Genomic DNA, 26,508 nt, shown 5'->3' with positions numbered 1-26,508 from the left:
CCCCGCCGGGCGGGATCAATTTGTCCGGATAAATCAGCAGCCCGGCGCGGGCGGAGGAACCATTATGGACATGCTGAGCGACGCCCAGCCCGGGACGGAGGCCCAAGCCGGGCAGAGGCGTCTCGTCTCCCAGGAGCTGGCGGCCTTCACCCATGACCTCGCCTTCGCCGCCTTGCCGGAGGCGGTGACGCGGCGGGCGGCGCATCTGATTCTGGACGGCACCGGCATAGCCCTCGCCTCCACCGGCTTCGATTTCGCCCAGCGCACGCTGACGGCGATGCGCGGGCTGGCGGGGCCTGGCGAGGCCGCCGTGATCGGCTTCCCCGACCGGCTGCCGATGCGCGACGCGGCGGTGGTGAACGGTTTGCTGATCCACGGCCTCGATTACGACGACACGCATATGCGCGGCGTGATCCATGCCACGGCGAGCCTGTGGCCAACCGTGCTGGCCGTGGGCGCCCGGCAAAGGGCGAGCGGGCGCGAGGCGTTGACCGCCTATGTGGCGGGCATGGAGGTGGCGGGGCGGCTCGGCGCCGTCGCCAAGGGCGGGTTTCATCAGGTCGGCTTCCATCCCACCGGGCTGATCGGCGCCTTTGCCTGCGCCCTGGCGGCGGGCAAGCTGATGGAGCTGACCGCCGCGCAGCTGACCCTGGCGCAGGGCATCGTGCTCTCCCTGGGGGCGGGAAGCATGGAGTTTCTGGAGGATGGGGCGTGGAACAAGCGCCTGCACCCCGGCTGGGCGGCCAATGCCGGCATCACCGCCGCCGCCCTCGCCCGGCAAGGCTTCGAGGGCGCCAAGCGCGCCTATGAGGGGCGCTTCGGCCTCTATGCGAGCCATTTACAGGCCCATTACGAGCCGGAGGCGCTGGCTCTCGCCACCCAGGGTCTCGGCTCGGTGTGGGAGATCATGGATGTGGGGGTCAAGCCCTTCCCCGCCTGCCATTTCACCCATGCCTGCGCCGATGCCGCCATCGCCCTGCGGGCGGCGGGGCTGGACCCGGCGCGCATCCGCCGCGTGCGGGCGCTGATCCCGGCCGAGGTGGTGAAGACGGTGTGCGAGCCGGTGGCGAATAAGCGCCGCCCAGCCAATGCCTATGACGCGCAATTCTCCATCCCCTTCATCGTCGCCGCCGCCCTGCTGCGCGGGCGCTTCTCCCTCAACGAACTCAGCGCCGAGGCGATCACCGACCCCGCCATTCTCGCCTTGGCCGACCGGGTGGATTACGAGATCGATCCCGGCTCGGGCTTTCCCGCCTATTATTCGGGCGAGGTGATCGTGGAGATGGAAGACGGGACGACGCGCCGCCAGCGCGAGCACCGCAACCGCGGCTGTGGCGAGCGCCCGCTCTCCGATGAGGATATCCTCGCCAAATACCGCGACAACGCGGCCCGCGCCGCATCCGCCGCCCGGGTGGAGCGCATCCGCGCCGCCATACTCGATCTGGCGGCGGCGGGGGATTTGCGCGAGATCGACGATTTACTGGGGCTGAAATGATGGTTGATGCCGTGGAGACCGCGCCGGGCGACGCGGAGGCGATGATCCTGGACAGCGTGGACCGCTTTTTGGAACGCGACGTGAAGCCGGATGTGCGCCGGCTGGAGCATGACGACATCTACCCGGCGGAGATCGTGGAGAAGATGAAGGCGCTCGGCCTGTTCGGCGCCATCATTCCCGCCGAATATGGCGGGCTCGGCCTGTCCTGCCGCACCTATTCGCGCATCATCGAGCGGATTTCGCGGGTGTGGATGTCGCTGAGCGGCATCATCAATTCCCATCTCATCATGGCCTCGGCGGTGCGGCGCTTCGGCACACCGGAGCAGAAGCGGGAATTTCTGCCGCGCTTCGCCACCGGCGAGTTGCGGGGCGGGCTCGCCTTGACCGAGCCGGATTGCGGCACCGACCTGCAGGCCGTGCGCACCACGGCGAGGCGGGAGGGCGAGCATTACGTCATCAACGGCACCAAGACCTGGATCTCCAACGGCATCGAAGGGCAATGCTTCGCCCTGCTGGTGAAGACCGACCCGCAGGCGACGCCGCGCCACCGCGGCATGAGCCTGTTCCTGGCCGAGAAGGGGCCGGGATTTTCGGTGAGCCGCAAGCTGGAAAAGCTCGGCTATAAGGGCATCGATTCGGCGGAGCTGGTGTTCCAGGATTACCGCATCCCCGCCGCCCGGCTCATCGGCGGGGTGGAGGGGCGCGGCCTGCAGCACGCACTGGGCGGGTTGGAGCTGGGCCGTATCAACGTGGCGGCCCGCGGGGTGGGGGTAGCGCAGGCGGCGCTGGACGAGGCGCTCGCCTATTCCCAGGCGCGCCATACCTTCGGCAAGCCGATCTGCGAGCATCAGGCGATCCAGATCAAGCTCGCCGATATCGCGACCCGCGTGCAGGCGAGCCGCCTGCTGGTGGCGGAGGCCGCCGCCGCCTATGACCGGGGCGAGCGCTGCGACATGGAGGCGGGCATGGCCAAGCTCTTCGCCACCGAGGCGGCGGTGTTCTGCTCGCTCGAATCCATGCGCATCCATGGCGGTTACGGCTATTCGAAGGAATTCAACGTCGAACGGCTCTACCGTGACGCGCCGCTGCTGGTGATCGGCGAGGGGACGAACGAGTTGCAGCGCCTGATCATCGCCCGTCAGCTGGTCGAGCGGAACCCGGCCTGACGCGCATGGCCCTGCTTTCCGGCCTGCGCGTCATCACGGTGGAGCAATACGGGGCGGGCCCGTACGGCACCATGCAGCTCGCCGATCTCGGCGCCGAGATCATCAAGATCGAAAACCCCGCCGAGGGCGGCGACATGGCGCGCGGGGTGGGGCCCTATTTCTTCGCGCCGGGCGACAGCCAATTCTACCAGAGCTTCAACCGCAACAAGCGCAGCGTGACGCTGGATTTGAAGAAGCCGGGGGCGCGGGAGGCGCTGCACGCCCTCGCCGCCCAGGCGGATGCGGTGTTCAACAATCTGCGCGGAGACCTACCCGCCAAGCTCGGCCTCACCTATGAGGCGCTGGCCCCGGCCAATCCGAAGATCGTCTGCGTGCATCTCTCCGCCTATGGCCGCACCGGCTCGCGCGCGGCCTGGCCCGGCTATGATTATCTCATGCAGGCCGAGGCGGGGTATCTTTCCCTGACCGGCGAGCCGGACGGACCGCCCTCGCGCTTCGGCCTCTCGGTGGTGGATCTGATGACCGGGCTGTTCGCCGCCTTCGCGCTGGTCTCGGGGGTGCTGGCCGCCCGCGCCGAGGGACGCGGGCGCGATCTCGATGTCAGCCTGTTCGACATGGCGCTGCAAAATTTGAATTACCTCGCCACCTGGTATCTGAATGGCGGCCATGTGCAGGGACGCGAGCCGCGCTCGGCCCACCCTTCCCTCGTGCCCAGCCAGCTCTACCGCACCGCGGACGGCTTCATTCTCATCATGTGCAACAAGGAACGGTTCTGGCCGGTGCTGTGCGAGCGGATCGGCCATCCGGAATGGGCGGACGACCCGCGCTTCCGCAGCTTCAAGGACCGGCTCGCGCATCGCGCGCTGATCACCGAATTGCTGGACGGCGTGCTTTCCACCCGCAGCACGGCGGAATGGCTCAGGCATTTCGAGGGCCGGGTGCCCGCCGCGCCGGTCAACGATTTGCGCGGCGCGATCGAGGATCCGTTCGTGCGCGAGCGCGGCCTGGTGTGGAATTACGAGCGCGCGGCGGGGCCGCCTGTGGCGATGATCAAAACGCCGATCGGCACCGGGGAGGATGATCTGCCGCGCCGCGCCGCGCCCGCTCTGGGCGCCGATACGGAAGCCGTGCTGCGGGAGGCGGGGCTGACGCAAGAGGCGATCCGCGCGCTGCGCGAAACCGGCGCGATTGGCAAGGCGGACATGTTGGATTAAGACCGCCGGGCGGCGGGGCGGCAAGAACAAGACCGCCAACGGGCCGGTGCGGAGCAGAGGGGCGAGACGACATGAATTTTCAGCAAATACTGAGGGACAAGACCCGGACGGCGGCGGAAGCCGCGGCGATGGTGAAAAGCGGATGGTGGGTGGATTACGGTTTCTCCTTCAACCAGCCCGATCTGTTCGACGCGGCGCTGGCGGAGCGCAAATCCGAGCTGCAAGACGTCCGGATACGGGGCGCGCTCTCCCTGCGGCCGCGCATGGTGGCGGAGCAGGACCTGGAGCAGCGGCATTTCCAGGTGGAGAACTGGCATTTCTCCACCTATGACCGCAAGATGCATGACAAGGGGGCGACAGTCTACATCCCCTTTAATTTCGGCGAGGGTCCGGCCCTTTACCGCAAGCATTTCAAGGTCGATCTGCTGGTGATCCAGACCACCCCGATGGATCGGCACGGATTTTTCAATTTCGGCGTCACCGCCACCTATTTGCGGGCGATTTGCGATATCGCCAAGCATATCGTGGTGGAGACCAGCACCGCCTTGCCGGTTTGCTACGGCGTGGAGAATGTCGTGCATATCTCCGAGGTGGATGCGGTGATCGAGAGTAACAACGCGCCCTTGCCGGAATTGCTCAACCCGCCGCCGACCGAGGTGGACCGCCGGGTTTCCGACCTCATCCTGCCCGAGATCAGCGACGGCGCCTGCCTGCAGGTGGGAATTGGCGGCATGACCAATGCGGTTTGCGCCGCCCTCTCCCACGCGCCGGTGAAGGATCTCGGCGTGCATACGGAAATGTTCATCGACGGCATGATGGATTTGATCGAGGCGGGCAAGATTAACGGCTCCCGGAAAACCAGCTATCGGGGTAAGATCGTCTTTACCTTCGCGGTGGGCACCAAGCGCATGTACGAGTTCGTCGATGGCAATGAGATGTGCCTGTGCCTGCCGGTGGACGAGACCAATCTCACCGAGAATATCGCCCGCAACCGCAAGGTGGTTTCGATCAACAACGCCATGCAGATCGATCTTTCGGGGCAGGTCGCCTCCGAGAGTTCAGGCTTCCGGCATTGCACCGGCACGGGCGGCCAATTGCAATTCGTGCGCGGGGCGGGAATGTCCGAGGGCGGCAAATCCTTCATTTGCCTCTCCTCCCGCTTTGGTAAAGGGGAGCAGGCGCGGCCACGCATCGTTCTCGGCCATCCGCCAGGCACCACCATCACCACGCCGCGCAGCGACGTGATGTATGTGGTCACCGAATACGGGATGGTCAATCTCAAGGGCAAGAGCGTGCCGGAGCGCGCCCGCGCCTTGATCGCGCTCGCCCATCCGGATGACCGCGAGGGGCTGGAGAAGCAGGCGCGCGAGAATGGGGTGCTGCCAAAGCAGATATTCTAAGCCGCGCATGGGCAAGCTGATCTGGCTCGCCTCCTACCCCAAATCCGGCAATACCTGGCTGCGGGCCTTCCTGCATAATTACATTCTCGGCGCGCGTGAGCCGCATAGCATCAACCGCCTCGTGGATATGAGCGTGGCGGAATGTGCGATGGCATTTTTTGGGCCGCCGGGCGAGGTGCTGTCTCCGGCGGAGGTGCAGGCCCGCCGGCCGCGCGTGCATGCGGAATTGACGCGGCTGCACGAGGACCTGGTCTTCGTGAAAACCCATAATGCCCGCCTGAGCCTGCATGGCGTGCCGCTCTGCACGCCGGAGGTGACCGCCGGGGCGATTTATGTGGTGCGCGACCCCAGGGACGTGGCGCTTTCCTACGCCGCCTTCACCGGCAAAAGCGTGGATGAGATCATCGATTTCATGGGCCAGGAGGGAGCGGCCAATGCCAGCGATGGGGTGCAGGTTTTCGAACTCCTCTCCTCCTGGTCGGCGCACGCGCTCTCCTGGGTGGCGGCCCCGCGCCGGCTCCTGGTGCGCTATGAGGATTTGCTGGCCGAGCCGGAACGCTATTTCGCCCGCATCATCCGGTTTCTCGGGAGGGAAGGCGAGAGGCCGGAGCCGGAGCTACTGCGCCGGGCCATCGCCTTCAGCAGTTTCGCGACACTCTCCGGCCAGGAGACCCGGGAGGGCTACCGCGCGGCCGGGCCGGGCCGGGAGAGGTTTTTCCGCCAGGGCAAGGCGGGCGGCTGGCGGGATAAACTGACGGCGGCGCAAGCCCGCGCGCTGTGGAGCGCGCATGGACCGGTGATGGAAAAGTTCGGTTATCCACCGGTTTAAGCGGATTTGACATAGTTTTCAGATGACAATTTCGCGGCGGCAGCGCTAGGCTGACCTTCCTGGGCATGGAACCCTTGCGGCGTCTGCCCAGGGATTGTTGGCCACAGCCATAGGAGACACCATGAACCTGCAATCTCGTCTCGAAGCCCTGAAGGGGCGGCATGCCAGCCTGGAAACCAGAATCGCCGATGAAGACCGGCGGCCCCAGCCAGATGGGGCGGCGTTGACCCGGCTGAAGCTGGAGAAGTTGCGGCTCAAGGAGGAAATGGAGCGGTTGCGAACCCAATAGCCGCCGGACCCAACGACCCCTGGTTTCTCAAGCCGGGGGTTTTTGCTGGGCCCGCCAATAGGCCAGAACGCCGCGCAAGGTTTCCGCCAAGGGAATGCGCGGCTCCCAGCCGAGACGGGCGCGCGCCCGCGCCGGATCGAGCCAGGTTTCAGGGATTTCGCCGGGACGCAGCCGCGCCGGGTCGGTTTCCACCCGGATGCTCAACCCGGTCAACCCGATCAGGGTATCCAGGATATCGCCCACCGCCACGCTCCGCCCGGAGGCGATGTTGAGGATTTCGCCTGCCTCCTCCCCCTCGAGGGCGAGGGCCGCCGCATAGGCGGCGCAGACATCCCGGACATCGAGAAAATCCCGCCGGGCGGTGAGAGAGCCGGTTTTGATGACCTTCTCCTGCGCTCCCGCTTCGATCAAGGCGATCTGGCGGGCGAAAGCGGGAATAACGAAGGCTGGGGATTGCCCCGGCCCGGTATGGTTGGCAGGGCGCAGGCGGAGGAGCCGGAGCCCCTCCCCCACCATGGCGCCCAAAGCGAGATCCGCCGCCGCCTTGCTGGCGCCATAGGCATTGACCGGGGCGGGCGGCGCGTCCTCATCCAGCGGCGCGGCGCGCAAAAAGCTCCGTCCGTAGATTTCGCAGGAGGAGACGTGCAGGAACCGGCAATCCGGCGCGCGGGCCAGCACCGCCCGGGCGAGGTTGAGCGTGCCGTGGAGATTGACCCGCCAGGCCAGATCCGGCGCGGCGGCGGCGGCGCTGACCGCGCTGACCCCCGCCAGATGGAGCAGATGGGTAGGACGAAACCCTGCCACCGCCTCCATGACAGCCGCCGGATCGGTAATGTCGAAATGGGCGATATGGAGCGGGACAGCGGGGCGGGTTTCGCGTAAACAGGCGGCCATGTGGCGGCCGGCGAAGCCCTGCGCGCCGGTGATCATGATGCGCGGGGTCATCTCATCCGCGCAGCCGGGCCAGGTCCGCCGCGACCATTTCCTCGACCAGCGCCTCCAGGCTGGTCTCGGGCGCCCAACCCAGGCGGACACGCGCTTTGGTGGCATCCCCCCGCAGATAATCCACCTCGGCGGGGCGCAGAAAGGCCGGGTTCAGGACGACATGATCCTCGTAATTCAACCCGGCCACCGCGAAGGCGAGGCGGCAGAACTCGCGGATGGTGGCGCTCCGCCCTGTCGCCACCACGTAATCATCCGGCTGGTCCTGCTGGAGCATCAGCCACATGGCCTTCACGTAGTCCCGGGCGTGGCCCCAATCGCGCGCCGCCTCCAGATTGCCGAGGGCGAGCGCTTGGCTGAGTCCGAGGCTGATGCGCGCCACGCCGTCCGTGATCTTACGGGTGACGAATTCAATGCCTCGCAAAGGGCTTTCATGATTGAACAGAATGCCGGAGGAGGCGTGCAGGCCGAAACTCTCCCGGTAATTCACCGTCGCCCAATGGCCGTGAAGCTTGGCCACCGCGTAAGGACTGCGCGGATGGAAGGGGGTGGTCTCACTCTGCAACGGGGCCTGGACTTTCCCGAACATTTCCGAGGATGAGGCTTGGTAGAAGCGCGCCGGCAAGCCGAGGATACGGACGGCCTCAAGGAGATAAACCGGCCCCAGCCCGGTGGCGCTGGCGGTGAGAATGGGTTGCTGCCAGGAGGTGGCGACGAAGCTCTGGGCGGCGAGGTTGTATATCTCATCCGGCCGCACCGATTGCAGGATGCGCATGAGCGAGGCGATATCGAGAATATCGCCGTCCATCGTCTCGATCTCGTTGAGAATGCCGAGCCAGCGCAGCCGTTCCCCCAGTTGGTCGGAGGAAGCGGAGCGGCGAAGCAATCCCACCACCCGGTAACCTTTGCCGAGAAGGAATTGCGCGAGATAGGCCCCGTCCTGTCCTGTCACCCCGGTGATGAAAGCGGTTTTCATCCAAAGCCCCTCTAACGCCCGCGCCGGTAGATCATGTCCGGGGGGGCGGGGCAAGACGCTCGTTATTAAGTTAACAAAACAATGTCATTGCGGTTATTTTTCCCCGCTTGGCTTGAAGACCATGTCCCATGGCCAAAAATCCGTCTCGTTTGGAACCAATTGAGGGGGGTTTTTAAGATGCCATATATTCTGCTCTGGCTGCTGGGCATCCCGTTGCCGATCATTATCATTCTTCTTCTGTTCTGGCATTGAGCGGAGGCTTGAATGAGCGATTATTTGACTACCACGGCGCGTAACCCCACGGCGTTAGCCGGGGACGCGGCCTCGCAATCCGCCGTGTCCTGGGGCGCGATTTTCGCGGGCGGGGTGGCGGCGGCCGCCATCGCCCTGCTGTTAACAATTCTTGGCGCCGGGCTGGGGCTGGCGGTGGTCTCGCCATGGGCGGGCCACGGCGCCTCGCCGTTGACCTTTACGGTGCTGGCCGCGATCTGGCTTATCATCGTGCAGTGGGTAGCGTCGTTTTTCGGAGGATTTTTGGCCGGACGGCTGCGGACCAAATGGGTCGGCGTGCATAGCGACGAAGTCACGTTCCGCGATACCGCCCATGGTTTGATGGCTTGGAGCGTGGCGATGCTGCTCACCTTTAGCAGCCTGGCTCTGGCCGGGCTTGGCGCGGTGAATGCGGGGGGTAAGGCCGCCGCCGCAGCTGGGGACATGACCGCAACCAGTAATTATTATGTGACGGAGTTGTTCAAGCCAGCCATGGGCGAGGCGGGCACCGGCGTATCCCTTCCCGGCGCGACACCGCAGCAAATGCGGCAGGATGCAACCATCATTCTTGCCCAGAGCGCTGTGACGGGGCAGGTATCGGATGATGATAAATCCTATCTCGCCACGCTGGTAGCGGGGGCTACCGGACTTGACCCTTCCGCCGCAGCGGCGCGAGTGAACGCGGTGCTTGGCGAGGAGCAAGCGAACCTGGCCAAGGCCAAACAAATGGCGAATGAGGCACGCAAGAGCGCATCCGCGGCCGCGATCTATACTTTCTTCGCGGGAGTGATCGGAGCCTTCATAGCCGCCGTGGCTGGGCTGCTTGGCGGACGCCTGCGCGACTTGTACTGAATGCCTAAGAGAGCAAGGGGCGCAGCTTCTCCCCTTTGCTCTATGGTGTTCCGTTCAAGCTGGAGAGAATAAAGGCCACGCGGCCTGACAGCGCCCCATTAGGAGGAAGGACTGTCATCGGCGCATCCTTTGGGTCATCGGTCGGATTGATTGCATCAGGCCGGTGTGTCACCGGCTCCATAGCGAAATACTCCCGGCCGACGGGGGTGTAGAGGATCACATCGCGAAAGATTGGGTCGGCCTGGATGAGGAGGCGGCGTTTCTGGCGCGGCCAAGCGATGACGGCCCGCTGATCCCAACCGCCATAGGCATGATCGATGAGGTCCGCCTGGCTTATGGCATGGCCGCGCCCGAAATCGAAACGGCCAGTATCGGGCACCGAGCGGAGGGGAATATCCTCCGCGTCCTTTTCCCAGACATAGGCGGCGTTGAATTGCGCCAGAACCGATTGGTGCCGGATGAAATAGGGATGCAGGCCAAGCCCTGCCGGGGCAGGGGCAGAATGGGTGTTGCGGACGCCGATCTCAATGACCAGGCGATCCGCCGCGAGGGTGAAAACTTGCCACGCCTCGTAGGGGAACGGCCATTCAGGATTATGACCTGGAAAGGCAAATTCGCAACGGGCGCGATCGGCGGCCTGCTCCACGAGCCGCCAGGCATGAAACCGGGCGGTGCCATGCAAGGCGTGGCGTGGATCTTCATCATCCCGTGTGAGATTATAGCGCTGCCCAGCGAAACAGAAGGCGCCGTGCCGGATACGGTTGGAATAGGGGATTAAAGGAAAATAGGAGAAAGCGCGGCCATCCCGCGCCGCGATGGCCTCCGGCGAAGTTTCCCGGAAGATCGCGAAATCATCCTGCTTGAAAGAGGCGATGCTGGCACCCAGCTCCGGCAGGAGTTCCAGGCGCAAATCCCGATGGCTTAGCGTGATCAACGAACCATCCAAGCGCAATCAGCGCAAAGACGCGCAAAAACGCTGAATGCGCGTACAGGCTTCGCGCAACGCCTCGGTCGAGGTGGCGTAAGAGATGCGGAAATGGCCGGGGTAGATGAAGGCTGAACCATGCACCGCCGCCACGCCTTCCTCATCGAGAAGCGCGATCACGAAATCTTCGTCGGTTTCGATTGGCTTGCCTCGCGGAGTGGTTTTGCCGATGCAGCCCTGCATGGACGGAAAGACGTAAAACGCGCCCTCCGGTTTCGGGCAATTCAAGCCTTGCGCCTGGTTGAGCATATCAACCACCATATTTCGGCGTTGCTGGTAGACTTTCACCATCTCGTGCAACGCTTCTTCAGGCCCGTTTAGTGCCGCCACCGCCGCCGCCTGGCTGATGGAAGAGGTATTAGAGGTGGACTGGCCCTGGAGCTTTTCCATAGCTTTAATTAATTCCACCGGGGCGCCACAGAATCCAATGCGCCAGCCGGTCATGGCATAGGCCTTGGAGCAGCCGTTCATGGTGACGGCCCGGTCCTTCAGCCTGGGTTCGACCTGGGCGATGGTGGCGGCCTTAAAGCCGTCATAAACCAGCTTTTCATAAATATCATCGCTGAACACCCATAGCTGGGGGTGGCGCAGGAGAACATCGCAGATGGGTCGCAACTCCTCAGCAGAATAAGCCGCTCCGGTCGGATTATTGGGAGAATTGAGAAATACCCATTTGGTCCGGGGCGTGATCGCCTTTTCCAAATCTTCAGCCAGCATTTTGAAGCCGTTATTTTGCGGGCAGGGAAGGAAAACCGGCTGGCCTTCGGCCAATTGGACAATATCAGGATAGGACACCCAGCAGGGGGTGGGAATGATCACCTCATCCCCTGCCTGGACGGTCGCCAGCATGGCGTTAAAAATCACCTGCTTGCCGCCGGTGGAGACGATGATCTCCTCGGGCCGGTAAGAGATCCCGTCGCGGCTGAATTTTTCTACCACCGCCTGGCGCAGGGCGGGCGTGCCGGCAACGTCGGTGTATTTGGTTTCGCCCTGGTTGATCGCGGCAATGGCCGCTTGTTTAATGTGAGCAGGGGTATCAAAATCCGGCTCCCCGGCTGACAAGCCGATGATATCCTTACCCGCAGCCTTGAGGGCGCGGACCTTGGCGGTGATCATCATGGTCTGGCTGGGGCTGATGCGATTCATCCGGTCGGCAATAAGAGGCATGCGGTTATCTCACGACTAAATCCCACCCCCTTCCTAAACCTCCACGAGAGCGGGTGCAATTTCCTGACCGCGAAAACCCCTGCTTTCCTGCCGAAAGGGTGGGGGCTTTATCGTTCTGTGCAAACCGGCTATATAAGCACGTCATCCTGTCGCCCTTTCCAGGAAAGCAAAATATGAACGCCACGAATCTCGCAAAGATGCTCCTTACTCTTGGTGTGGCCTCCCTGTCGGGGGTGCCCGCGCTAGCGCAAACCGCTTCGGGTAACCCTTCTGCATCCTCAGGAATGATGGCCCCTATGACATCCAATTCCTCGGGAACGACAACGCCCAAAAACTCGGGCCCATCTTCTTCGGGAACGGCTTCGTCATCTTCTCACATTGGGGGAGCATCCCATAAAGATTTGCCAGCAGACGAGAGGTTCTCGACTGAAAGCGCCGCTTCGGCTCACTGTCCTGGTAACGTTGTTGAGTGGACGACATTAACCCACGCAAAACTCTATCATAGCGCCGGATCAAAGTATTATGCGAAGACCAAGCATGGCGCTTTTGCGTGTAAAGCCGATTTGGATGCGGCCGGATATCATCAGGCCAAAAACTGATAAATTATAGGGCGTGCCGCGCTCATTTTTAATGAAGAGTTTGCCTTGGCTGAAATTAATATGGTTACCCTCCCATCAGGGGTTAAATATGAGGATCATATCATAGGCACTGGCCCAACTCCCAAAAAAGGGCAGGTGGTGACCGTACACTACACGGGATGGCTCAGTGATGAGGGGGCAAGAGGGCAAAAATTTGATTCCTCGCGGGATCGGGGCCAGCCTTTTTCTTTTAAACTAGGCATTGGCCAAGTTATTTCTGGTTGGGATATAGGAGTTGAAACCATGCAATCCGGCGGACAGCGTAGTCTCATAATTCCGCCTGATCATGGCTATGGGCATCGCGGTGCCGGCTCCATCATCCCACCGGGCGCGACGCTTATTTTCGATGTGGAACTGCTTAGCATTGCCTAATTAGTGGGCGGGGAGCAAAGTCTGCTTAATATCTTGGCGCTTAACAATTCGGCGACGTTCTCTTGCGGCCCGCACCATTGCCACAAAAACAATCTTAATTGCTTCCGGCTCGCCGGTACGCCGTTCCAAAGCCCTTAAACAGAAATGTACTTTCGCCATGCTTTGATAATAGTCAGTGAAACCATAATTCATTAGCGCACCGGTTATTGCCCCCGCCAAGGGCACCACCTGCGCCATAATTTTCTCTGAGAGAACGAGACTGAACCGCCCGGCAGCGCTGCGGATCAACAAATTAATCGCCAAGTGGCTCATACCAAGCCGCGCGGCCCAGTATCCCGCCTCGGTGTCTTCACCACCGGGTCCAGGCGTACCTAAGGCCAGCACTTCCAAACAAGCCCGCTTGGTCTCCTCGGCAGAAAGATCTTCACCGCAATCGCGCGCGATCTCAGCTATGGAACGCAGGATTACAGTGGTCGTGAAGGGAATATCAATCAGCGCACCGGGCAGGCCTATGAAGCCAGACGCCGCTCCACTTGCGGTAGTAGCTAGTTGGTGGAAGTAATTTTTACGAGACTCCTTCGGGCGGAGAAAATGAGAGACTGTATCCAACCCCAACGTAGCGTAGCTATAGCTGCTCCATAATACATCTTCCACCATCTCTTGAGCACGATGCGGGAAGCTAGACCAAGCTTCGCTCCCAATTCTTGTTCCGACCCGACCCGCAATCCTATTAAGACCCGTTATTTGTCGACCGAACAAGCCGGCAAAACGCACCAATAAGTTTCGCGAATCTGCCATTAAAACGGCGGCTTCCCAAAGCTGACTCCGCTCCGGTTCTGTGAGAAAACCCGATTCTATGGCCAACTGCTCTGGTAAGGGCGGAAAAATGCTCATGACCAAACCGAGATGCGCTCGGCTTGGTCATGACTCAAGAGGGTTCAGAAAATTTATTCTGTAGCTATAGAGACGCCTTTAACCGCTCGTACTATCTCGGCGAAGGAAGCCGGATCCTCAAAAGCGATAGCCGAAAGCACCTTACGGTCCAGCTCGAGCCCAGCCTGTTTTAAGTTATAAATGAATTGGCTGTAGGTCAACCCATGCTCGCGCACCGCCGCATTGATACGCTGAATCCAAAGAGCACGGAATTCCCGCTTCTTCACACGCCGGTCGCGATAGGCGTAGCGCAGCGCTTTTTCCAGACGCTCCAGCGCAATGCGATAATTCGTCGATGACCGGCCTACATATCCCTTGGAAGAGTTCAAAACCTTCTTATGGCGGGCATGAGCGGTCACACCACGTTTTACACGTGCCATCTTCTTCCTCCCTTACAGGCCGTACGGCGCCCATTGTTTGACGGTTAATGCATCAGCATGGGTCAGCGTCTGGCTACCACGATTTTGACGCTTGGCCTTTTGTGAACGGGCATATAAATTATGGCGCTTCTTGCCTGGGCCGGCGAGTACCTTGCCCGTGGCCGTGATCTTGAAACGCTTCTTGACCGATGATTTGGTCTTAAGCTTCGGCATTTCCAGTCTCCTGTCAAATGGCCCACCTGGCTCGGGGTGGGGTCCCGAAAATCGGGGCGGCGGTCAGGCATGCCAAAGCCTGAACTCGCGCGCATCACTCAGAGAGTGAAGGGGCGCCTATATCGCCACCCTTCATTCGTGACAAGAGGCCAAAACCGGTGCAAACTCACAGCATGCTAGAAAAAACGCCGGACGAGGCCCATCTGTATGAGGCTGCCATCCGCCATCTGGCTCGCTACGCCGCTACGGAAATGGGGCTGGCCCGCATCCTGGCCAGGCGGATCGAGCGCTGGGGGCGAAAACAAGCTGCCTCGCCGGAAAACCAAGCCGACGAAATCGCACATATCCTCCAACAAGCCAAAGAAAAAATACCAGCCGTTCTTTCCCGCCTGAAAGCCCAAGGTGTATTGAATGACGAGGCCTTCTCAGCGTCCCGCGTCAGGCAACTGGCGCTATCGGGGAAATCACGTCGCGCCACCCTTGCGTATTTAGCCGCCAAGGGCGTGCTGGCGCCGGAGTTGCCAAATAACCCCGACCGTGAGCTTGCCGCTGCTTGTTTTTATATAAGACGTCGCCGAGCGGGGCCGTTCGGTAACGCGCCATATGCAAAAATTTTAGCGGCCATGGCTCGTGGCGGATTTTCCCAGAGGACAGCCCAGCAAGCGCTCGACCTCTCTCTTGAAGAAGCGGAACTGCTGATTCAAAGTATCTCAAGTATACTATCATAAAGGAATCTTCATTCCAGCCCAAAGCGGGGTCAGACGTGGGTCAAAGGCCGTACCACGAATGGGAGGCAATCGGGATTGCCGGAAAAAATAATCATCTAGGGCATCAGAAAACTCGTGTCCTATTATGCTAGCTTGCCCCGCTCGAGGAATATTGCGATCCGATATCACATAAGAGCTCTCCAATCGACCTAAAGTAGACCCCGTTTTTCGGTCTGCAGACTTGTTTCCAGTCTCTCGATCTAACCAGGAGTCGCCTCGAGGCGTCAATGGGACATTTTGTTCGTTTAGAGATGCATGCGTTGAAAATGAATTCTGTGAGGCTGCTTTACTTGTCTCCCTTATGGAAAAGTTCAATGCCGGGCCTGAAACTGGCGCGTAAAACCGAGCCTGAGAAAGTTTGTCAGACAAACGAGAAGGAGAAAAAAATGCAGACCGGTTGGAGCCCGTTGTTTGGAAGGAGTGGGGCATCACTTTTGTCCAATGTCCCGAATCTTGGCTAACCCACGCCCAATCGACTAAAGGAGGCTTATTACTGACGCGCCTTCCATGCCGGGACAACCGATCAAAAAAAAATATCGGTTGTTCATGTTTGACCACTCCCAAGGCAGTCTTGTCGAGCCATGCCATTCCTAGGGCTTTCGACATTTTACGGTTTGATCGCCCTCTCTTAAGAGACGGTGAATAACTGCCATTAGACCATATGCCCAACCTTAAGGCTAGGTCATGCAACCGCGCAGCAGCTCGCTTCACCGAACGAGCCCTGGCGGAGAGAAGCGATCTTAACTGACCCAATTCGGCTAGATCCTGACGCTTCATATCTGCATCCAAATTATTTTATATTTTAAAAATCGATTTCAGGTCGGCCAAAATTGTCTCTAGAAAAGAAAGCCCCATAACCGCTTTTTGCGCCTCTCCTTTCGGTAGGCTACTTATTACCGGGGCCGCTGCTGTCGTTAGAGCCGATACAGCATTTGCAGCCTTGGCCAAAGCAGGCCCGTGAGTAGTCGTTTCCGCATGTATTGCGTCAATTGTAGCTTCTGCCACCGTAACTCCCTCCGTGACCGCTGCTCCGGCTGTTCCGCCGATTACCGCGCCCGCCACAGAAGCAACACCCAATCCCTCATCAATTTTTGCTATATCCATCTGTCTAAAACCTTTTCGTAAGTAAAATTATTATTTGTCCAACGACCCAATTAATCCAGCGGCATCCCTGGCTACATCGGCAAAACTACCTAGGTCGCCCACTTTAATTAATTTTTTTATGTCCGTCTCAACCGTTTTCATTTGAGCTAAAGTTACAGTATTTTCTGGCTCAATAATTTTGAGGAATCCTAATATAATTCCGAATACGTCGGCTGCGGCTAACGGTTGATGCGCAACAACCTGCTGCACAAGTGCAGTTAGTGCCGTAGCCGCCCAGATCGAAAGACCCGTTCTATTTTGGGGCGATTCAAAGAATGATCTGATTTTCAACATAATTTTTTCCATTTATACAATTGCCTGAGCTAATTTTATAACTCTGCCCGCCCAACCAAGGCCAAAAATATCCCAACCTCTGGATCTCATATAAAAATCTAGACGCCGCGCTAGAGCCTCCCGGGAGATTTCCAGCGGATTTCCTGACATCAACGCAGACAGTGTTTGTGGTCCGCATATTCCGTCCTCTTGAAGTTTAAGGCTCTGCTGAAGCCAAACTATAGACTTCTTGACACCAGCATTAACGGCTGCATCAAAGGCTACCATCGCTAATGGTAGCTGTAACTTGTCTCCGTGAATCAACATAAAGTAGTCTTTATAATATATATCTTTGATTGCCTCTAAAGATAAATTTTGAATATCAAGAGCGGGGTAAGAGGCCGCGCTAATTCCACATTTTGTTCCCCGTAACTGACCAACTTTTATACGACCGCCGGTCCAATTTCCTGGGTCATCAGGGTTATTGGTATACCCCCCCTCCATTTCTAATGTGAATGACAGGCACGATAAAAAATTATCCATGAAAAATACTCGTAGCTAAGCCGCCGCATACCGCAGAAAGAATACTAACTACTGCCATGCTTGCCCGACGCTCTGCATCACGCTCACCTCGAATTCGGAATAAGTCTGCTCGCATATCTCCAAGCCCTCCCATAAGCTCTTCTACTTTTGAAAACATCTTTGCTACTACTTGATCTTCTTGGACAAGATACCTGTCACGCCACGTCTCCAGAGAATCCGCCTTTGCTTCAAGTATACTTATATCCTTTCTTAATGCACTAATATCATTTCGCACCCCGATTATCTCAGTACGGAGAGCACCCAAAACATCATGGTCCATCGTTCTTCTCTATATTGGAGTATCTGACAAAACAATCGGATAACAAGTCGCCTGCAGAGGGAAATTCATAGACCATGCCGAACCGAGATCCTGCCCTATGTTCCAATTTAGGGGGGGTGAAAGGACGGAAGCGTTATCAGTTACAGCATCTCCTCGGCCAATTTGGGTGCTACCATAAGGATAGAATAAAACAGCTGAACTCGAAGGACTTATAATTGCTTCTGCAAGAGTGATCGAAATATGTGTAGCATCAACTCGCTCTGATTTAATTCCTGAAATAATTTTTCCAGGCTCCGCGACCGACCCGCCATCCATTACCGCGAAGCCTGCCCCATTCATCGCTTGCAGAGGTACAATAAGATCGTTGCCACTATCATGGCTGATTGTTAAAATTAACTCGGTATCCGTTGCGCGAAACACGTGGCTAATTCTCGGTCCGCCTTGCATAGGCAGGCCCGTAAATGGCAATTGATGGGCTGGAATCGTATCACTCAGCCCCATTTTCACGGCAAGCTGGCCAGCTGCGTGCGCGCCGATACGACCATACCGCAACAAATCTATTTGATCACGGTGGTTGGGATCTCCTCCCAAAAAAGAACCATTAGTCGCATCATAATCCGAATTAAGCGGATTTGAATCAGCCGTTTGTTTTACAAAAAAGTGGATATAATTGGCTGGGTCTGCTGCAAGATCAGCAATGGATTCCCGAACCATTTGAATACCAGTATCGCCCGCATAAGGAATGGCGCTCCAAGCAAGCATTGGCAGCATCATTTCTGTTCGGCCAAAAAGTTCTCGTGAAAGCGAAAGGAGCCGGAGAACAGACCCCTTATAAAGCTCCTTACTAGTGTATGGCATTGTGCTATCTTGCTCCGACCATGGCCAGACCAAAAATGCTATATCGGTCTGATCAATTTCGGAAACGACTGCGGTATTTCCAGTAAGGTAATTTGTTAGAGCGGCGAAATCTGGTCCACCGCTCCACCCGGTCGGATCTGATCCGTCTCCTGGATTGGTAAGAAAGGTTCCATTGGCTATCCCCGGTGGAAAAGCTGGCGGAGAGGAGTTTGAAATCGGATGTCCAGCAATGACCGAATAACGGTCAGGCGAGAGATATGTACCACTAATTGCCGCAGTGTACCCATATGCCGCGGCTCCCAGATACCAGGCTGCCCCTTGGGCTAAAGCAAGCGCTCCCCCAGAATTGATAAACCAAGCGGCGTTTGATTGCCCCATTACGAGCAAATTCAGCCCTTTCCGCGTGCCCAATACCCAGCGCCCCTGTGCCGCAATGAGGATAGATATTTCGTCTCCTTCCAAAGCACGTTCCCAACATGCCGCCTCGTGAAACCAGCATTGTGCTGAGCCCTGAATTGTCCCATCATGTAATAACAGCGTTTGCGCCAACGCATTAGCGGGCAAGGGATTTGGAACTGCCGAAGCCAACTGCTCACCATCAAGCCAAACATCTACGCCTTGGCCTGGAGTATTACGCAAAATAATTGCGTGACTATGCCGGCGCGCTAAGGCAGAGGTTACGATGGTCTGGGCGGACGTTCCGGGAAAGAGAGTAAGGGTGCTTCCCTCCGAGCTGTCAGCCTGAAGAAGGGTCAAGCCGTTACCGATCATGGTATGAATTAGCGGAATGGGGTGGGCATTCCCATAGATCGTGCCTTGCCTCCAATTCGGTCTGGTCCAGACAAAATAACGGGTCCATGGGAGACCAGACCCAAACTCAAGACCGGGGTGAACCAATCCCCACTCCGGATCAAGGGTAGGGCCGTAACTGGCGATACCTGGAGTCGGTCCGCCGACCGCGCCAAGTAGGCCATTAACCCGCGGCACAGCCGTCGTTGCCGTTGGGGTGATGCCGTTTAAAGGACAATACGGCTGAAGTAATGTTCCATTTCCTGATTTATCTGAAATACAACTGACGCTATTATTGCTGGCCACAAGCGGGAGGTCATTAGTGTCGCGTAGACCGCTAATTAGACCTGCATCCCACCAGCCGGAAAGACCGGCAATATTTGACGGGTATGGTCCCAAAAACTCTGACGGAATAGCGCCTAAGCTGGCTGGTAACGCAGATGTCAGAACTCGACTCCCGAACCCAGATATCAAAGGTGATCCGGGTTCGTTAAAAAGAAATACCATCTGTTTATGTAACGCCTATAGTAAAGTCACTTACAATAGTATTGGCTCCAGCGGCCGTTTGAACCCAAACATAATAATTTCCTGAAGTAGAGGGAGTCGTATAATAAAGCCCCCAGTTTTGATTATAATTTTGTATGACAGCATCCGCCCAACCCGTGTTTGGCGCCACAGTATTGGAAGTGGAGAGGGCGACCTGAGTTGAGATATTTTGGGCCGGGGAGACCGAACCCGTTAATGTGATGGAGCCACTTCCATGCATATAAGTTCCGCCAGGATTATTTATGCCATAAATCAGTGCGGGTGCTGCATTAACCGTAATAACTCCAGCCGAATTTGTGAGGCCAAGCACCTCATCCCGCGCCCAGGCATAATATACACCAGAGGCTAACGGTGTCAGTGACCCTGAGAAATTGCCACCATTATTTGTCGTCGCTACCCATCCAGTGGTTGGCGCTGTATTATTGGTACTCGACAAGGCAATGCTCACAGCGTCCCCTGCCGGAACCACGACTCCGGTTATAGTCAACGCGCTTCCGATAATCCCTGTAGCGGGAGCTAGGATAGTCAAAGAACCTGAGATAGCATTAATAACAGAGGATACCGCTTGGACACTAGACGTAGTCGTCTGCTCCGCCCAAACATACCAATAACCCGCTGTAGGAAAAGTCAGATTAGAACTCCAAGTGTCATCGCTGACTGTGGCAGCACTCCATTGAGTGGGGGGTGTAGTTGCGCTTAGCGATAGACCGCTACGCACAGCAGCCCCTGGCGGTAGTACCGATCCACCTACGTGGAGTGTAGCATTTACCGATACAGTGTTTGGCACCGAACCAATTTCTATGGTTGGCGCTTGCACGATAAAACTATTGGAAACTCCCAATACGGCTACATTTTCATGGTCTCGTACTCTTATGGAATAAGTACCCGCCACTAAGCCCGAGTCAATATTAAAACTATATGCATTTTCAGTAATCACAGGGAGTATAGCGGAGTTCCATGTAGAACCACCATCAATTGAATAATCGAGTGCAACAGGAGCGTCATTGAATATGCCTCCACTTACGATAAAAGGTGTATTGGCTAAAAGGGGCTTTATTGTCCCTACAGTAATTGTAGGGTTATTCGAAATTATGCCGCTCCACCAAATCATAGACCCGCCCGAATAGCTAATACCCATTAAGGTCGTATCTGCCCCAGGCGGTAGTGTAGCCCCGCCGGTTCCGGAGGAAATTCCAGACCCCATTATCACAAGACCGCTCGATAAATTGATCAGCTTACAAAAGAAACCAGAACCAGAATTCGTAAAATTTCCAGTTAAAGTTAGAGGAGAGCTGGCGATCAAAATTCTATTATTATGAACGGTCGTGTCCAAAACCGTGTCACTACTTAATTCTACAATATTAGTTTTTACACTAGACAATTTGTTTTGGAAGTAAGACCAAATGGAACCAAAGTTCTGTGATTTAAGAATATTACCGCCCTGCGCTACAATGAGAGCATCGCTATCTGAAGTTGGCGCAGCAGCGGGTAGCTCGTCAATTGTCTGGCCTGATATAAATTGTCCGTAAGAAATCCAAGATAGCGTGCCATTTTGCCATATAGGCACATAATCGCTTTCTCCTATGCTGCCTACCGTATTATTCACTTCAGGTCCATTGAGACCGTTTCCCGAAGGACCCGCCGGCCCCTCTGGACCAGTAGGTCCCGGCAATCCCACAGCTCCAGGGGGGCCCGCCGGTCCCACCACGCCCGTCAGAGATGCAGAAATTATGCCGTCGCCGTCAATAATGATCCCTTCACCCGGATTGAAAATCGCGCGCAACCCTGTAACGGGCAATAAGCCGGGTCCGGACGGACTGTTGATTACAATGTCATCAGTAAGTGTGATCGCTGTCTGTCGAGGAAAACTAGCATGGTCTGTTCCTGTCGCGGCCAGTGCGCCGCCTTCAATCGCCAAACCAGCCCCAACATTTATCGCTTCGGGTCCACCCGCTCCTATGCTAGCACGGCCTAAGAGCGCTCCGGAAGCTATGCTGATTATCGGTTGGAGGTTCACTCCTAACTGGTCAATTGTGGCTGAATAAACTATGCCCGCCTGAGACACGGGAACAAGGTCTCCGGCACCTAAAGAGGCGGCTTTTGGCAATTGCGCAATCGTTGTCATAGAGCGGCCCTATGCTTTTAAAACAGGCTAATCTTAATCAGGCGATGGCTACCCAATTTGAGGTTCCGTTTCCGGATTGTTTCACCCAAAAAGTGCTACCTACACCACCATTTAGATTTCGATAGGTGGACCCCGCTGGAGCAGTAAGAGTGTTCAAGGGCGAGCCTCGACCGATTAACTCAACCGCGCCCATTGGCTCGGTATCAGATATTAACCTTACCACACCACTTCCAGATGGATGTAGGGAAATATCCCCGGATTGAGATCTTACGGAGAGACTTCCATCTCCATTTGGTAAAATATAATCATTCTGGACAAATCGTTCCGCTCTCCAGCTCGTTGTGCTGGCGCCAATCCAATCAATGCAAGCCCCAGCTGGAATAGTAATAGGCGCCCCAGTCCAATTTATTTGATCAGGCGAAGCGCCGGCCGTTGCAAAAACCACAGGCGTCAGGCAATCAATTGTAAGTTCTTTTCCGCTTAAAACAGGTAGCCCAACTTGGGGAGTGGCCACCGCTCCCGCCCCATCGCCTGAAATAGTAACTATTGTCCCCGCACCGTACCCACTTCCAAAGGCAGACATCTGGATACCAATTATTTTTCCGCCACTGATCCAGGCAGACGCCGCAGCACCGCTCCCCGTTCCGGAAATTGAGATATTGGCTTTTGTATAACCCGTCCCAGCACTTGTGATCTTAATAAAGGTTATTTGTCCTGCTGCTGCTGCGCCTTGCGTAGTAACGATACTTGAAATAGGTGCACTCGACTGTGAAATACTAACTGCATCTGCTATGTCTGGAACCGTCAATGTATAGATGCCGCCAACCATAGCCGGATTTATGGCCCACCTCGTTGTATAATTTAAAATGTTCCGCCTTGATATCATAGAATCAGTGTAAGCAGATAGCGCAGTTGCCAAATTAGCGCCTGCATTTGCTAGAATAACATTATCTTCCACTCTAACGTTCTTGACCGCATCCCGGATCAGTATTCCTATTACGCTTCCGCTGTAATTAATCCAATTTCCTATAATAGACAAACCCGTGCATGCCAGTCCAAAATTATCACCCGCGCCATCCGACTCGACATTTTGCACTCCAATACCAGCGCCAGTACAATCTTGGATAAAATTTGATCTTGCGATACAATACAAGCCACCGCCTATGTTTAGCCCGGTAATCGCACCGTTTATGTAATTATTTTCTACTTCGGTATAGATGGAACCCCCACAGTCAATTCCAAAAGCCGTCGCTCCGGTTACCATATTACCAGTTATTTTGCAGTACCCAGTATCGCAAAGAATCCCAGCTCCGAAACTTACCCTAGTGCTATTATTGGTGCATATATTTGCAGAAACTAGAATATTGCGGCCGGATATGTAAACACCATATACGCCGTTCTGATAACAATTATTGCCAATAATTACAGCGCCTAGAATATCCGGGTTAGAGTTTCCATACTGATACGGCACAGATAGTACATTATTAGAAATAAAATTTCCTACAAGAATTCCTACATTATTATTATTCCAGCATACATTATTAGCTACATGCAGTGCTCGGACCTTAAGCTTAAAAGTAGTATCTGTACTATCAACGTATATTCCATTCAGTCCATTATCGTGAGATCTGCAATTAGTAACGCTGAGCCCATATGTAGCGAAGGACATAAATCCGCTAGCCGAATTACCAACAAATTCACAATCATCAATATGATGGTTCGTTAAAGCTGGATCGCTCGCCAAGTATGTCAAGCCATTACCATAACTTGATCCCTTAGCATTTTGAAATATACATCTAGTTACAAGAGATCTTACGCAACTTGACTGAATCGCAACGGCAAGTGTATTAGATGTTATCCCATTATTGGCATCAAACGTTATGCCATCAGCAAAAAAATTTGTACATTCAACATTTAACCAAGTGGGTGTCGAAGCTGCCCCGATCTTAGATTGAGTACAGCGCTTTAAAACAGAAAGTCCTGCAATTCCTACTAGACTGCATGTGGTTCCGGTTAAGTCACACTCCCCGGCAATGGCGTAAGTCTTGGCACCGAGTCGCACCGGCTGGCCGCTCGCAATTGCGGCGAGCAACGCACCGCTATCATCAGTTATACCGTCCCCTATTGCGCCAAAATCTTCAAGGGAAACCGAATTTCCCGTTAGGTCGGAAAGTGTTCGCGCAGTTTTTGCACCGGTAGCTATTGCCGTTAGCGCCCCGCCCGGAATTCCTGAAACATTAGCGATTCCAGACATAAAATTTGCATAGGAGACACCATAGTTTCCTCCTTGTTGGCCGATTGGTACAACATCTCCAACCTGAGGCACGCTACCGACAGGTAAAGAAGGGATCGAAAACGGCGCGGCATTGGCTGCCAAAATTGAGCCGGATAAAGTGAGATTCGCCCCGATGTGTATGGGTATTGGCGCGGATGTTCCTGGACCCGCATTTCCCAAAACCGTTCCCTGTGGCAAAGAGAGCGTCGTCTGAACCCCTGACAGCATTTGGGCCCTTGTAGCCGCTAGGGTCTGGCCGTTTTGAAAGATAGCAATCTCATCGGCGTCGGAAACCGAGGTGGCAAGAGGCAATTGCCCAATGGTTGTCATAACGGCGTCACCTCATATCGTCGTGAATGGCGTACCAGTCGGATCGGTCAAAGCTAGCCCGTCTCCGGTGGTCAATGCGTTTTGTGGCGTCGGCAAACTCGCTAGTGCCACAACGGGAAGGGAGATAGTGCGTACCAAGATCCTACCGCCATTGGTTCTCGCCGTCACCGTCACGGTGTAGTTAGTCTGGCTCTGTCCGCCGCTAAGCCATAGAATTGCACGCGGACCATCTGCGGCCGCCGAAACTAATTGAAGATCGCCGACATTGGCAGGACCGATCGTTATGTCAAGCGAAGCGATTGCGTCGCCTGGATCAGCTGTTAATGCAGGCGAAATATCGAACACATAATCCAGCGTGTCGCCAGGATCTTTTGCTGGCCAAGCCAATGGAGCGGCGCAAGGTGATTGCGGTCGGCGTGGCCCGGATACGAATCCATCTATTTGTACGTAGCGAGCATTTGATGGTCGCCAAAGATAGGCGGCAGGTATAGTCATGGGGGCCGTCCTTATTAAAATTCTACAATTACAAGTCCGCTACCGCCCGCGCCGCCTGGGGAACCCGCAGGATTAGCGCCCGTTGAGCATCCACCGCCTCCACCACCCCCACCATACCCTGAGGCTGATATACCCGAGAGCGGTCCACTGGCGCCGCGGCCATTACCCGGACCTCCACCATCGCCTCCTCGGCAAGCCACAGTGATAGAATCCGTCCCTGTAGAGCCAACGGTATTTACTTGCCCACCATATGCTGTGCCGCCCGCTCCGCCTGCATTGGAAAAATTATCTGCATTTCCACCATTACCGCCGATTCCGCCATTCGCGCTAATGTAACTGCCAAACTTAGATGTTCCGCCATTATTGCCATTGGCGTAAGCGCTAGGCGTCACGCCTCCGGCACCCACAGTCACGGGTATGGTTTGGCCGGCTGTCAATCCCCCAATGATCCCCACGGCTTGGCCACCTGCCCCTCCACCACCGCTTGGCATTGTGCTGTGATATCCGCCTGAGCCTCCTCCCCCGATAACTGTGACTCGCACCGATGTTACTCCATTTGGTACCGCAAAATTTCCAGATGAAGTAAAGACCTGCATCGCCGAAAACCCAGGGCGAAGTGCCGGCAACTTAAATTGAAGGAAGGGGGCCGTAGGGCAGATTGAGATATTAGAATAAGTAAGTGTTGTTTGGCCGTAATTTACCGTCACCACATACAGCCCGACCCAGCCGGCGTCCACCGCAGGTGTCGTCTGGGTTCCTGACGGAGCTGCCGCTCCAGGCTTCATCTGCAACTGCACGCGCTGTATACGTTGCGTGTTTTGCGCCGTACCGGAATTGGCGGGTCCTGAAAACGGTTGGGTAGGATTGGCAGCGTTTACATAGGGTAATACGACCGGCAATGTATCATTCTCGTCGAATGTTGCCTCAATGAGATAATTTATGGATTGGCCAGAAATCGAGGGGACCGACATGGTAAAGTTTGTCGGCTGTAGATTAATACCGGTCTTGACAATCTGATCGGAACCATCGGTGCCAAGAGATCCATAAGCCGTCGCATCCAGGCTAGCCAGTTGTGTAATACTCCCGGGCATAACGATAACGCCGAGAGAAGCAGGAGATGTCGGGACGCACGCCAAACCGTCTGCAACGACATTGCTACCTAACGTGGCTGCAGTAAGGGCAGCAATGCCGACCATTGCGTTACGGTTTGTAGATAGAATATCCGTGTCAAGCGGAATACTTCCCGGATAAACGATATTACGATCCATGCAAAATCCTCAGTTAGAAATTTTTGTCCAGGCAACGGTGGCAGTAGGAATTACCGCCTCGATAGCGGCATAAATATCCGCGTCAGATACATTCCCAGACAACTGCCAGGTCGAGGCATAGAACATGGGCGCTGCGCAATAGCCACCCGGCCCCATGCCGTAGCCTCCCAAGTGACTTGTGGGCAGATCAATAGGCCGGTATGCCGTCACAAAAAATTGATATGGAATTGAAGCGCATCCATATCCGCCAGCCACGCAGTAGCCTCCGCTAATATTATAGCCGCCTGTATCAGTGGCATTTAAAGGTTCAAAAATTACAGGGTTTCGCCCTGTTAAACCAAGCAAAACCTCACTTAGACCAGATCGGGTTGCGCGCGGCGCTACCAAATTCTGAAGGATTCGGTTACTATATGAGTGATCGCCCTCACCGGCTTTACGCGGCAGAAGCGGTCCAAAATAATCCTGCGCCGCAATATCTAGAAAAATTCCTGTTGCAGTTGCTATACGAGTTTGAGACAAAACCTCATTTAGAAGGCTATAAATATCAGACCAGGCCTTTCCTAAACCGCCCAGCAACGCATCCAAATTGGGTGTTTTATCACCGAACCAGCGAACCGGTAATAATTGTTTTAGCCGGTTCAGCATATCAGATAGAT

Annotated in this window: 26 protein-coding genes; 9 read left to right on the top strand and 17 right to left on the bottom strand. The window is 56.2% G+C overall.

Features of this window, described 5'->3' with window-relative positions; all coding sequences use genetic code 11:
* Positions 1–64: 64 nt before the first annotated feature.
* From M7H45_RS01585 to M7H45_RS01560, 6 genes are all read left to right on the top strand, one after another.
* Complete coding sequence (locus tag M7H45_RS01585) at positions 65–1,495, top strand: MmgE/PrpD family protein (protein WP_298214037.1); 1,431 nt, start codon at positions 65–67, stop codon at positions 1,493–1,495.
* The gene (locus tag M7H45_RS01580) at positions 1,492–2,661 is read left to right on the top strand and encodes an acyl-CoA dehydrogenase family protein (RefSeq protein ID WP_298214035.1); all 1,170 of its coding nucleotides are present in this window, start codon (positions 1,492–1,494) and stop codon (positions 2,659–2,661) included. The genes M7H45_RS01585 and M7H45_RS01580 overlap by 4 nt, the downstream gene beginning before the upstream one ends.
* 5 nt (positions 2,662–2,666) lie before the next feature.
* The gene (locus tag M7H45_RS01575) at positions 2,667–3,875 is read left to right on the top strand and encodes a CaiB/BaiF CoA-transferase family protein (protein ID WP_298214033.1); all 1,209 of its coding nucleotides are present in this window, start codon (positions 2,667–2,669) and stop codon (positions 3,873–3,875) included.
* 71 nt (positions 3,876–3,946) lie between these two features.
* Positions 3,947–5,275 carry an acetyl-CoA hydrolase/transferase family protein gene (locus M7H45_RS01570; RefSeq protein ID WP_298214031.1) on the top strand — a complete coding sequence of 443 codons (1,329 nt, stop codon included), beginning with the start codon at positions 3,947–3,949 and terminating at the stop codon, positions 5,273–5,275.
* A gap of 7 nt (positions 5,276–5,282) precedes the next feature.
* Positions 5,283–6,104, top strand: coding sequence for a sulfotransferase domain-containing protein (locus M7H45_RS01565; protein ID WP_298214029.1), 822 nt, complete (start codon positions 5,283–5,285; stop codon positions 6,102–6,104).
* Positions 6,105–6,225: 121 nt separating this feature from the next.
* Positions 6,226–6,393: a YdcH family protein gene (locus M7H45_RS01560; protein WP_298214027.1), complete on the top strand. Its 168-nt coding sequence runs from the start codon at positions 6,226–6,228 to the stop codon at positions 6,391–6,393.
* Positions 6,394–6,420: 27 nt separating this feature from the next.
* On the opposite strand, the gene M7H45_RS01555 is transcribed toward M7H45_RS01560, so the two are convergent.
* Entirely contained in the window at positions 6,421–7,338 is a 918-nt protein-coding gene (locus M7H45_RS01555) for a GDP-mannose 4,6-dehydratase (protein ID WP_298214025.1), read from the bottom strand.
* Position 7,339: 1 nt separating this feature from the next.
* A complete protein-coding gene (locus tag M7H45_RS01550; protein WP_298214023.1) occupies positions 7,340–8,311 on the bottom strand; it encodes a GDP-mannose 4,6-dehydratase in 972 nt (323 codons plus the stop codon).
* Positions 8,312–8,575: 264 nt separating this feature from the next.
* Between M7H45_RS01550 and M7H45_RS01545 the strand changes: the two genes are divergently transcribed.
* Positions 8,576–9,433 (top strand): hypothetical protein, encoded by an 858-nt coding sequence (locus M7H45_RS01545; protein WP_298214021.1) that lies wholly within the window; start codon positions 8,576–8,578, stop codon positions 9,431–9,433.
* 40 nt (positions 9,434–9,473) lie between these two features.
* Here M7H45_RS01545 and M7H45_RS01540 read toward each other — a convergent pair whose 3' ends face one another.
* Positions 9,474–10,367: an aldose 1-epimerase gene (locus tag M7H45_RS01540; RefSeq protein WP_298214019.1), complete on the bottom strand. Its 894-nt coding sequence runs from the start codon at positions 10,365–10,367 to the stop codon at positions 9,474–9,476.
* A gap of 18 nt (positions 10,368–10,385) precedes the next feature.
* A complete protein-coding gene (locus M7H45_RS01535; protein ID WP_298214017.1) occupies positions 10,386–11,585 on the bottom strand; it encodes a pyridoxal phosphate-dependent aminotransferase in 1,200 nt (399 codons plus the stop codon).
* Between the two features lie 644 nt (positions 11,586–12,229).
* Between M7H45_RS01535 and M7H45_RS01530 the strand changes: the two genes are divergently transcribed.
* Positions 12,230–12,595 carry an FKBP-type peptidyl-prolyl cis-trans isomerase gene (locus tag M7H45_RS01530; RefSeq protein WP_298214015.1) on the top strand — a complete coding sequence of 122 codons (366 nt, stop codon included), beginning with the start codon at positions 12,230–12,232 and terminating at the stop codon, positions 12,593–12,595.
* Here M7H45_RS01530 and M7H45_RS01525 read toward each other — a convergent pair whose 3' ends face one another.
* The 3 genes from M7H45_RS01525 to rpmI are packed head-to-tail and all read right to left on the bottom strand — an operon-like array spanning position 12,596 to position 14,121.
* On the bottom strand, positions 12,596–13,489 hold the full coding sequence (locus M7H45_RS01525; protein ID WP_298214013.1) for an EcsC family protein: 894 nt from the start codon (positions 13,487–13,489) through the stop codon (positions 12,596–12,598). It lies immediately after the preceding gene.
* A 53-nt stretch (positions 13,490–13,542) separates the two neighbouring features.
* Positions 13,543–13,908 (bottom strand): 50S ribosomal protein L20, encoded by a 366-nt coding sequence (gene rplT / locus M7H45_RS01520; RefSeq protein ID WP_298214011.1) that lies wholly within the window; start codon positions 13,906–13,908, stop codon positions 13,543–13,545.
* Between the two features lie 12 nt (positions 13,909–13,920).
* Entirely contained in the window at positions 13,921–14,121 is a 201-nt protein-coding gene (gene rpmI / locus M7H45_RS01515) for a 50S ribosomal protein L35 (RefSeq protein ID WP_298214009.1), read from the bottom strand.
* Between the two features lie 173 nt (positions 14,122–14,294).
* On the opposite strand from rpmI, the gene M7H45_RS01510 reads away from it, so the two are divergent.
* Positions 14,295–14,849 carry a regulatory protein RecX gene (locus tag M7H45_RS01510; RefSeq protein ID WP_298214007.1) on the top strand — a complete coding sequence of 185 codons (555 nt, stop codon included), beginning with the start codon at positions 14,295–14,297 and terminating at the stop codon, positions 14,847–14,849.
* A gap of 834 nt (positions 14,850–15,683) precedes the next feature.
* Here the strand turns inward: M7H45_RS01510 and M7H45_RS01505 are convergent.
* From M7H45_RS01505 to M7H45_RS01460, 10 genes are all read right to left on the bottom strand, one after another.
* Positions 15,684–15,992 (bottom strand): hypothetical protein, encoded by a 309-nt coding sequence (locus M7H45_RS01505; protein WP_298214004.1) that lies wholly within the window; start codon positions 15,990–15,992, stop codon positions 15,684–15,686.
* A 30-nt stretch (positions 15,993–16,022) separates the two neighbouring features.
* Positions 16,023–16,337 carry a hypothetical protein gene (locus tag M7H45_RS01500; RefSeq protein ID WP_298214002.1) on the bottom strand — a complete coding sequence of 105 codons (315 nt, stop codon included), beginning with the start codon at positions 16,335–16,337 and terminating at the stop codon, positions 16,023–16,025.
* Positions 16,338–16,847 carry a glycoside hydrolase family 108 protein gene (locus M7H45_RS01495; RefSeq protein ID WP_298214000.1) on the bottom strand — a complete coding sequence of 170 codons (510 nt, stop codon included), beginning with the start codon at positions 16,845–16,847 and terminating at the stop codon, positions 16,338–16,340.
* On the bottom strand, positions 16,840–17,166 hold the full coding sequence (locus tag M7H45_RS01490) for a hypothetical protein (protein WP_298213998.1): 327 nt from the start codon (positions 17,164–17,166) through the stop codon (positions 16,840–16,842). Before M7H45_RS01490 ends, M7H45_RS01495 begins: the two co-directional genes overlap by 8 nt.
* A gap of 9 nt (positions 17,167–17,175) precedes the next feature.
* A complete protein-coding gene (locus tag M7H45_RS01485) occupies positions 17,176–18,795 on the bottom strand; it encodes a hypothetical protein (RefSeq protein WP_298213996.1) in 1,620 nt (539 codons plus the stop codon).
* Positions 18,796–19,324: 529 nt separating this feature from the next.
* Positions 19,325–21,424 carry a collagen-like protein gene (locus M7H45_RS01480; protein WP_298213994.1) on the bottom strand — a complete coding sequence of 700 codons (2,100 nt, stop codon included), beginning with the start codon at positions 21,422–21,424 and terminating at the stop codon, positions 19,325–19,327.
* A gap of 97 nt (positions 21,425–21,521) precedes the next feature.
* Positions 21,522–24,089 carry a right-handed parallel beta-helix repeat-containing protein gene (locus M7H45_RS01475; RefSeq protein ID WP_298213993.1) on the bottom strand — a complete coding sequence of 856 codons (2,568 nt, stop codon included), beginning with the start codon at positions 24,087–24,089 and terminating at the stop codon, positions 21,522–21,524.
* Positions 24,090–24,101: 12 nt separating this feature from the next.
* A complete protein-coding gene (locus M7H45_RS01470; RefSeq protein ID WP_298213991.1) occupies positions 24,102–24,584 on the bottom strand; it encodes a hypothetical protein in 483 nt (160 codons plus the stop codon).
* A gap of 14 nt (positions 24,585–24,598) precedes the next feature.
* A complete protein-coding gene (locus M7H45_RS01465; RefSeq protein ID WP_298213989.1) occupies positions 24,599–25,852 on the bottom strand; it encodes a glycine-rich domain-containing protein in 1,254 nt (417 codons plus the stop codon).
* 9 nt (positions 25,853–25,861) lie between these two features.
* On the bottom strand, positions 25,862–26,497 hold the full coding sequence (locus M7H45_RS01460; RefSeq protein ID WP_298213987.1) for a hypothetical protein: 636 nt from the start codon (positions 26,495–26,497) through the stop codon (positions 25,862–25,864).
* Between the last annotated feature and the right edge of the window lie 11 nt (positions 26,498–26,508).

Origin of the sequence: Acidocella sp. (assembly GCF_027352905.1) — a bacterium.
GTDB lineage: Bacteria > Pseudomonadota > Alphaproteobacteria > Acetobacterales > Acetobacteraceae > Acidocella.
Note: the sequence above shows the minus strand (reverse complement) of the source record. Positions and strands in the feature narration are given on the sequence as shown.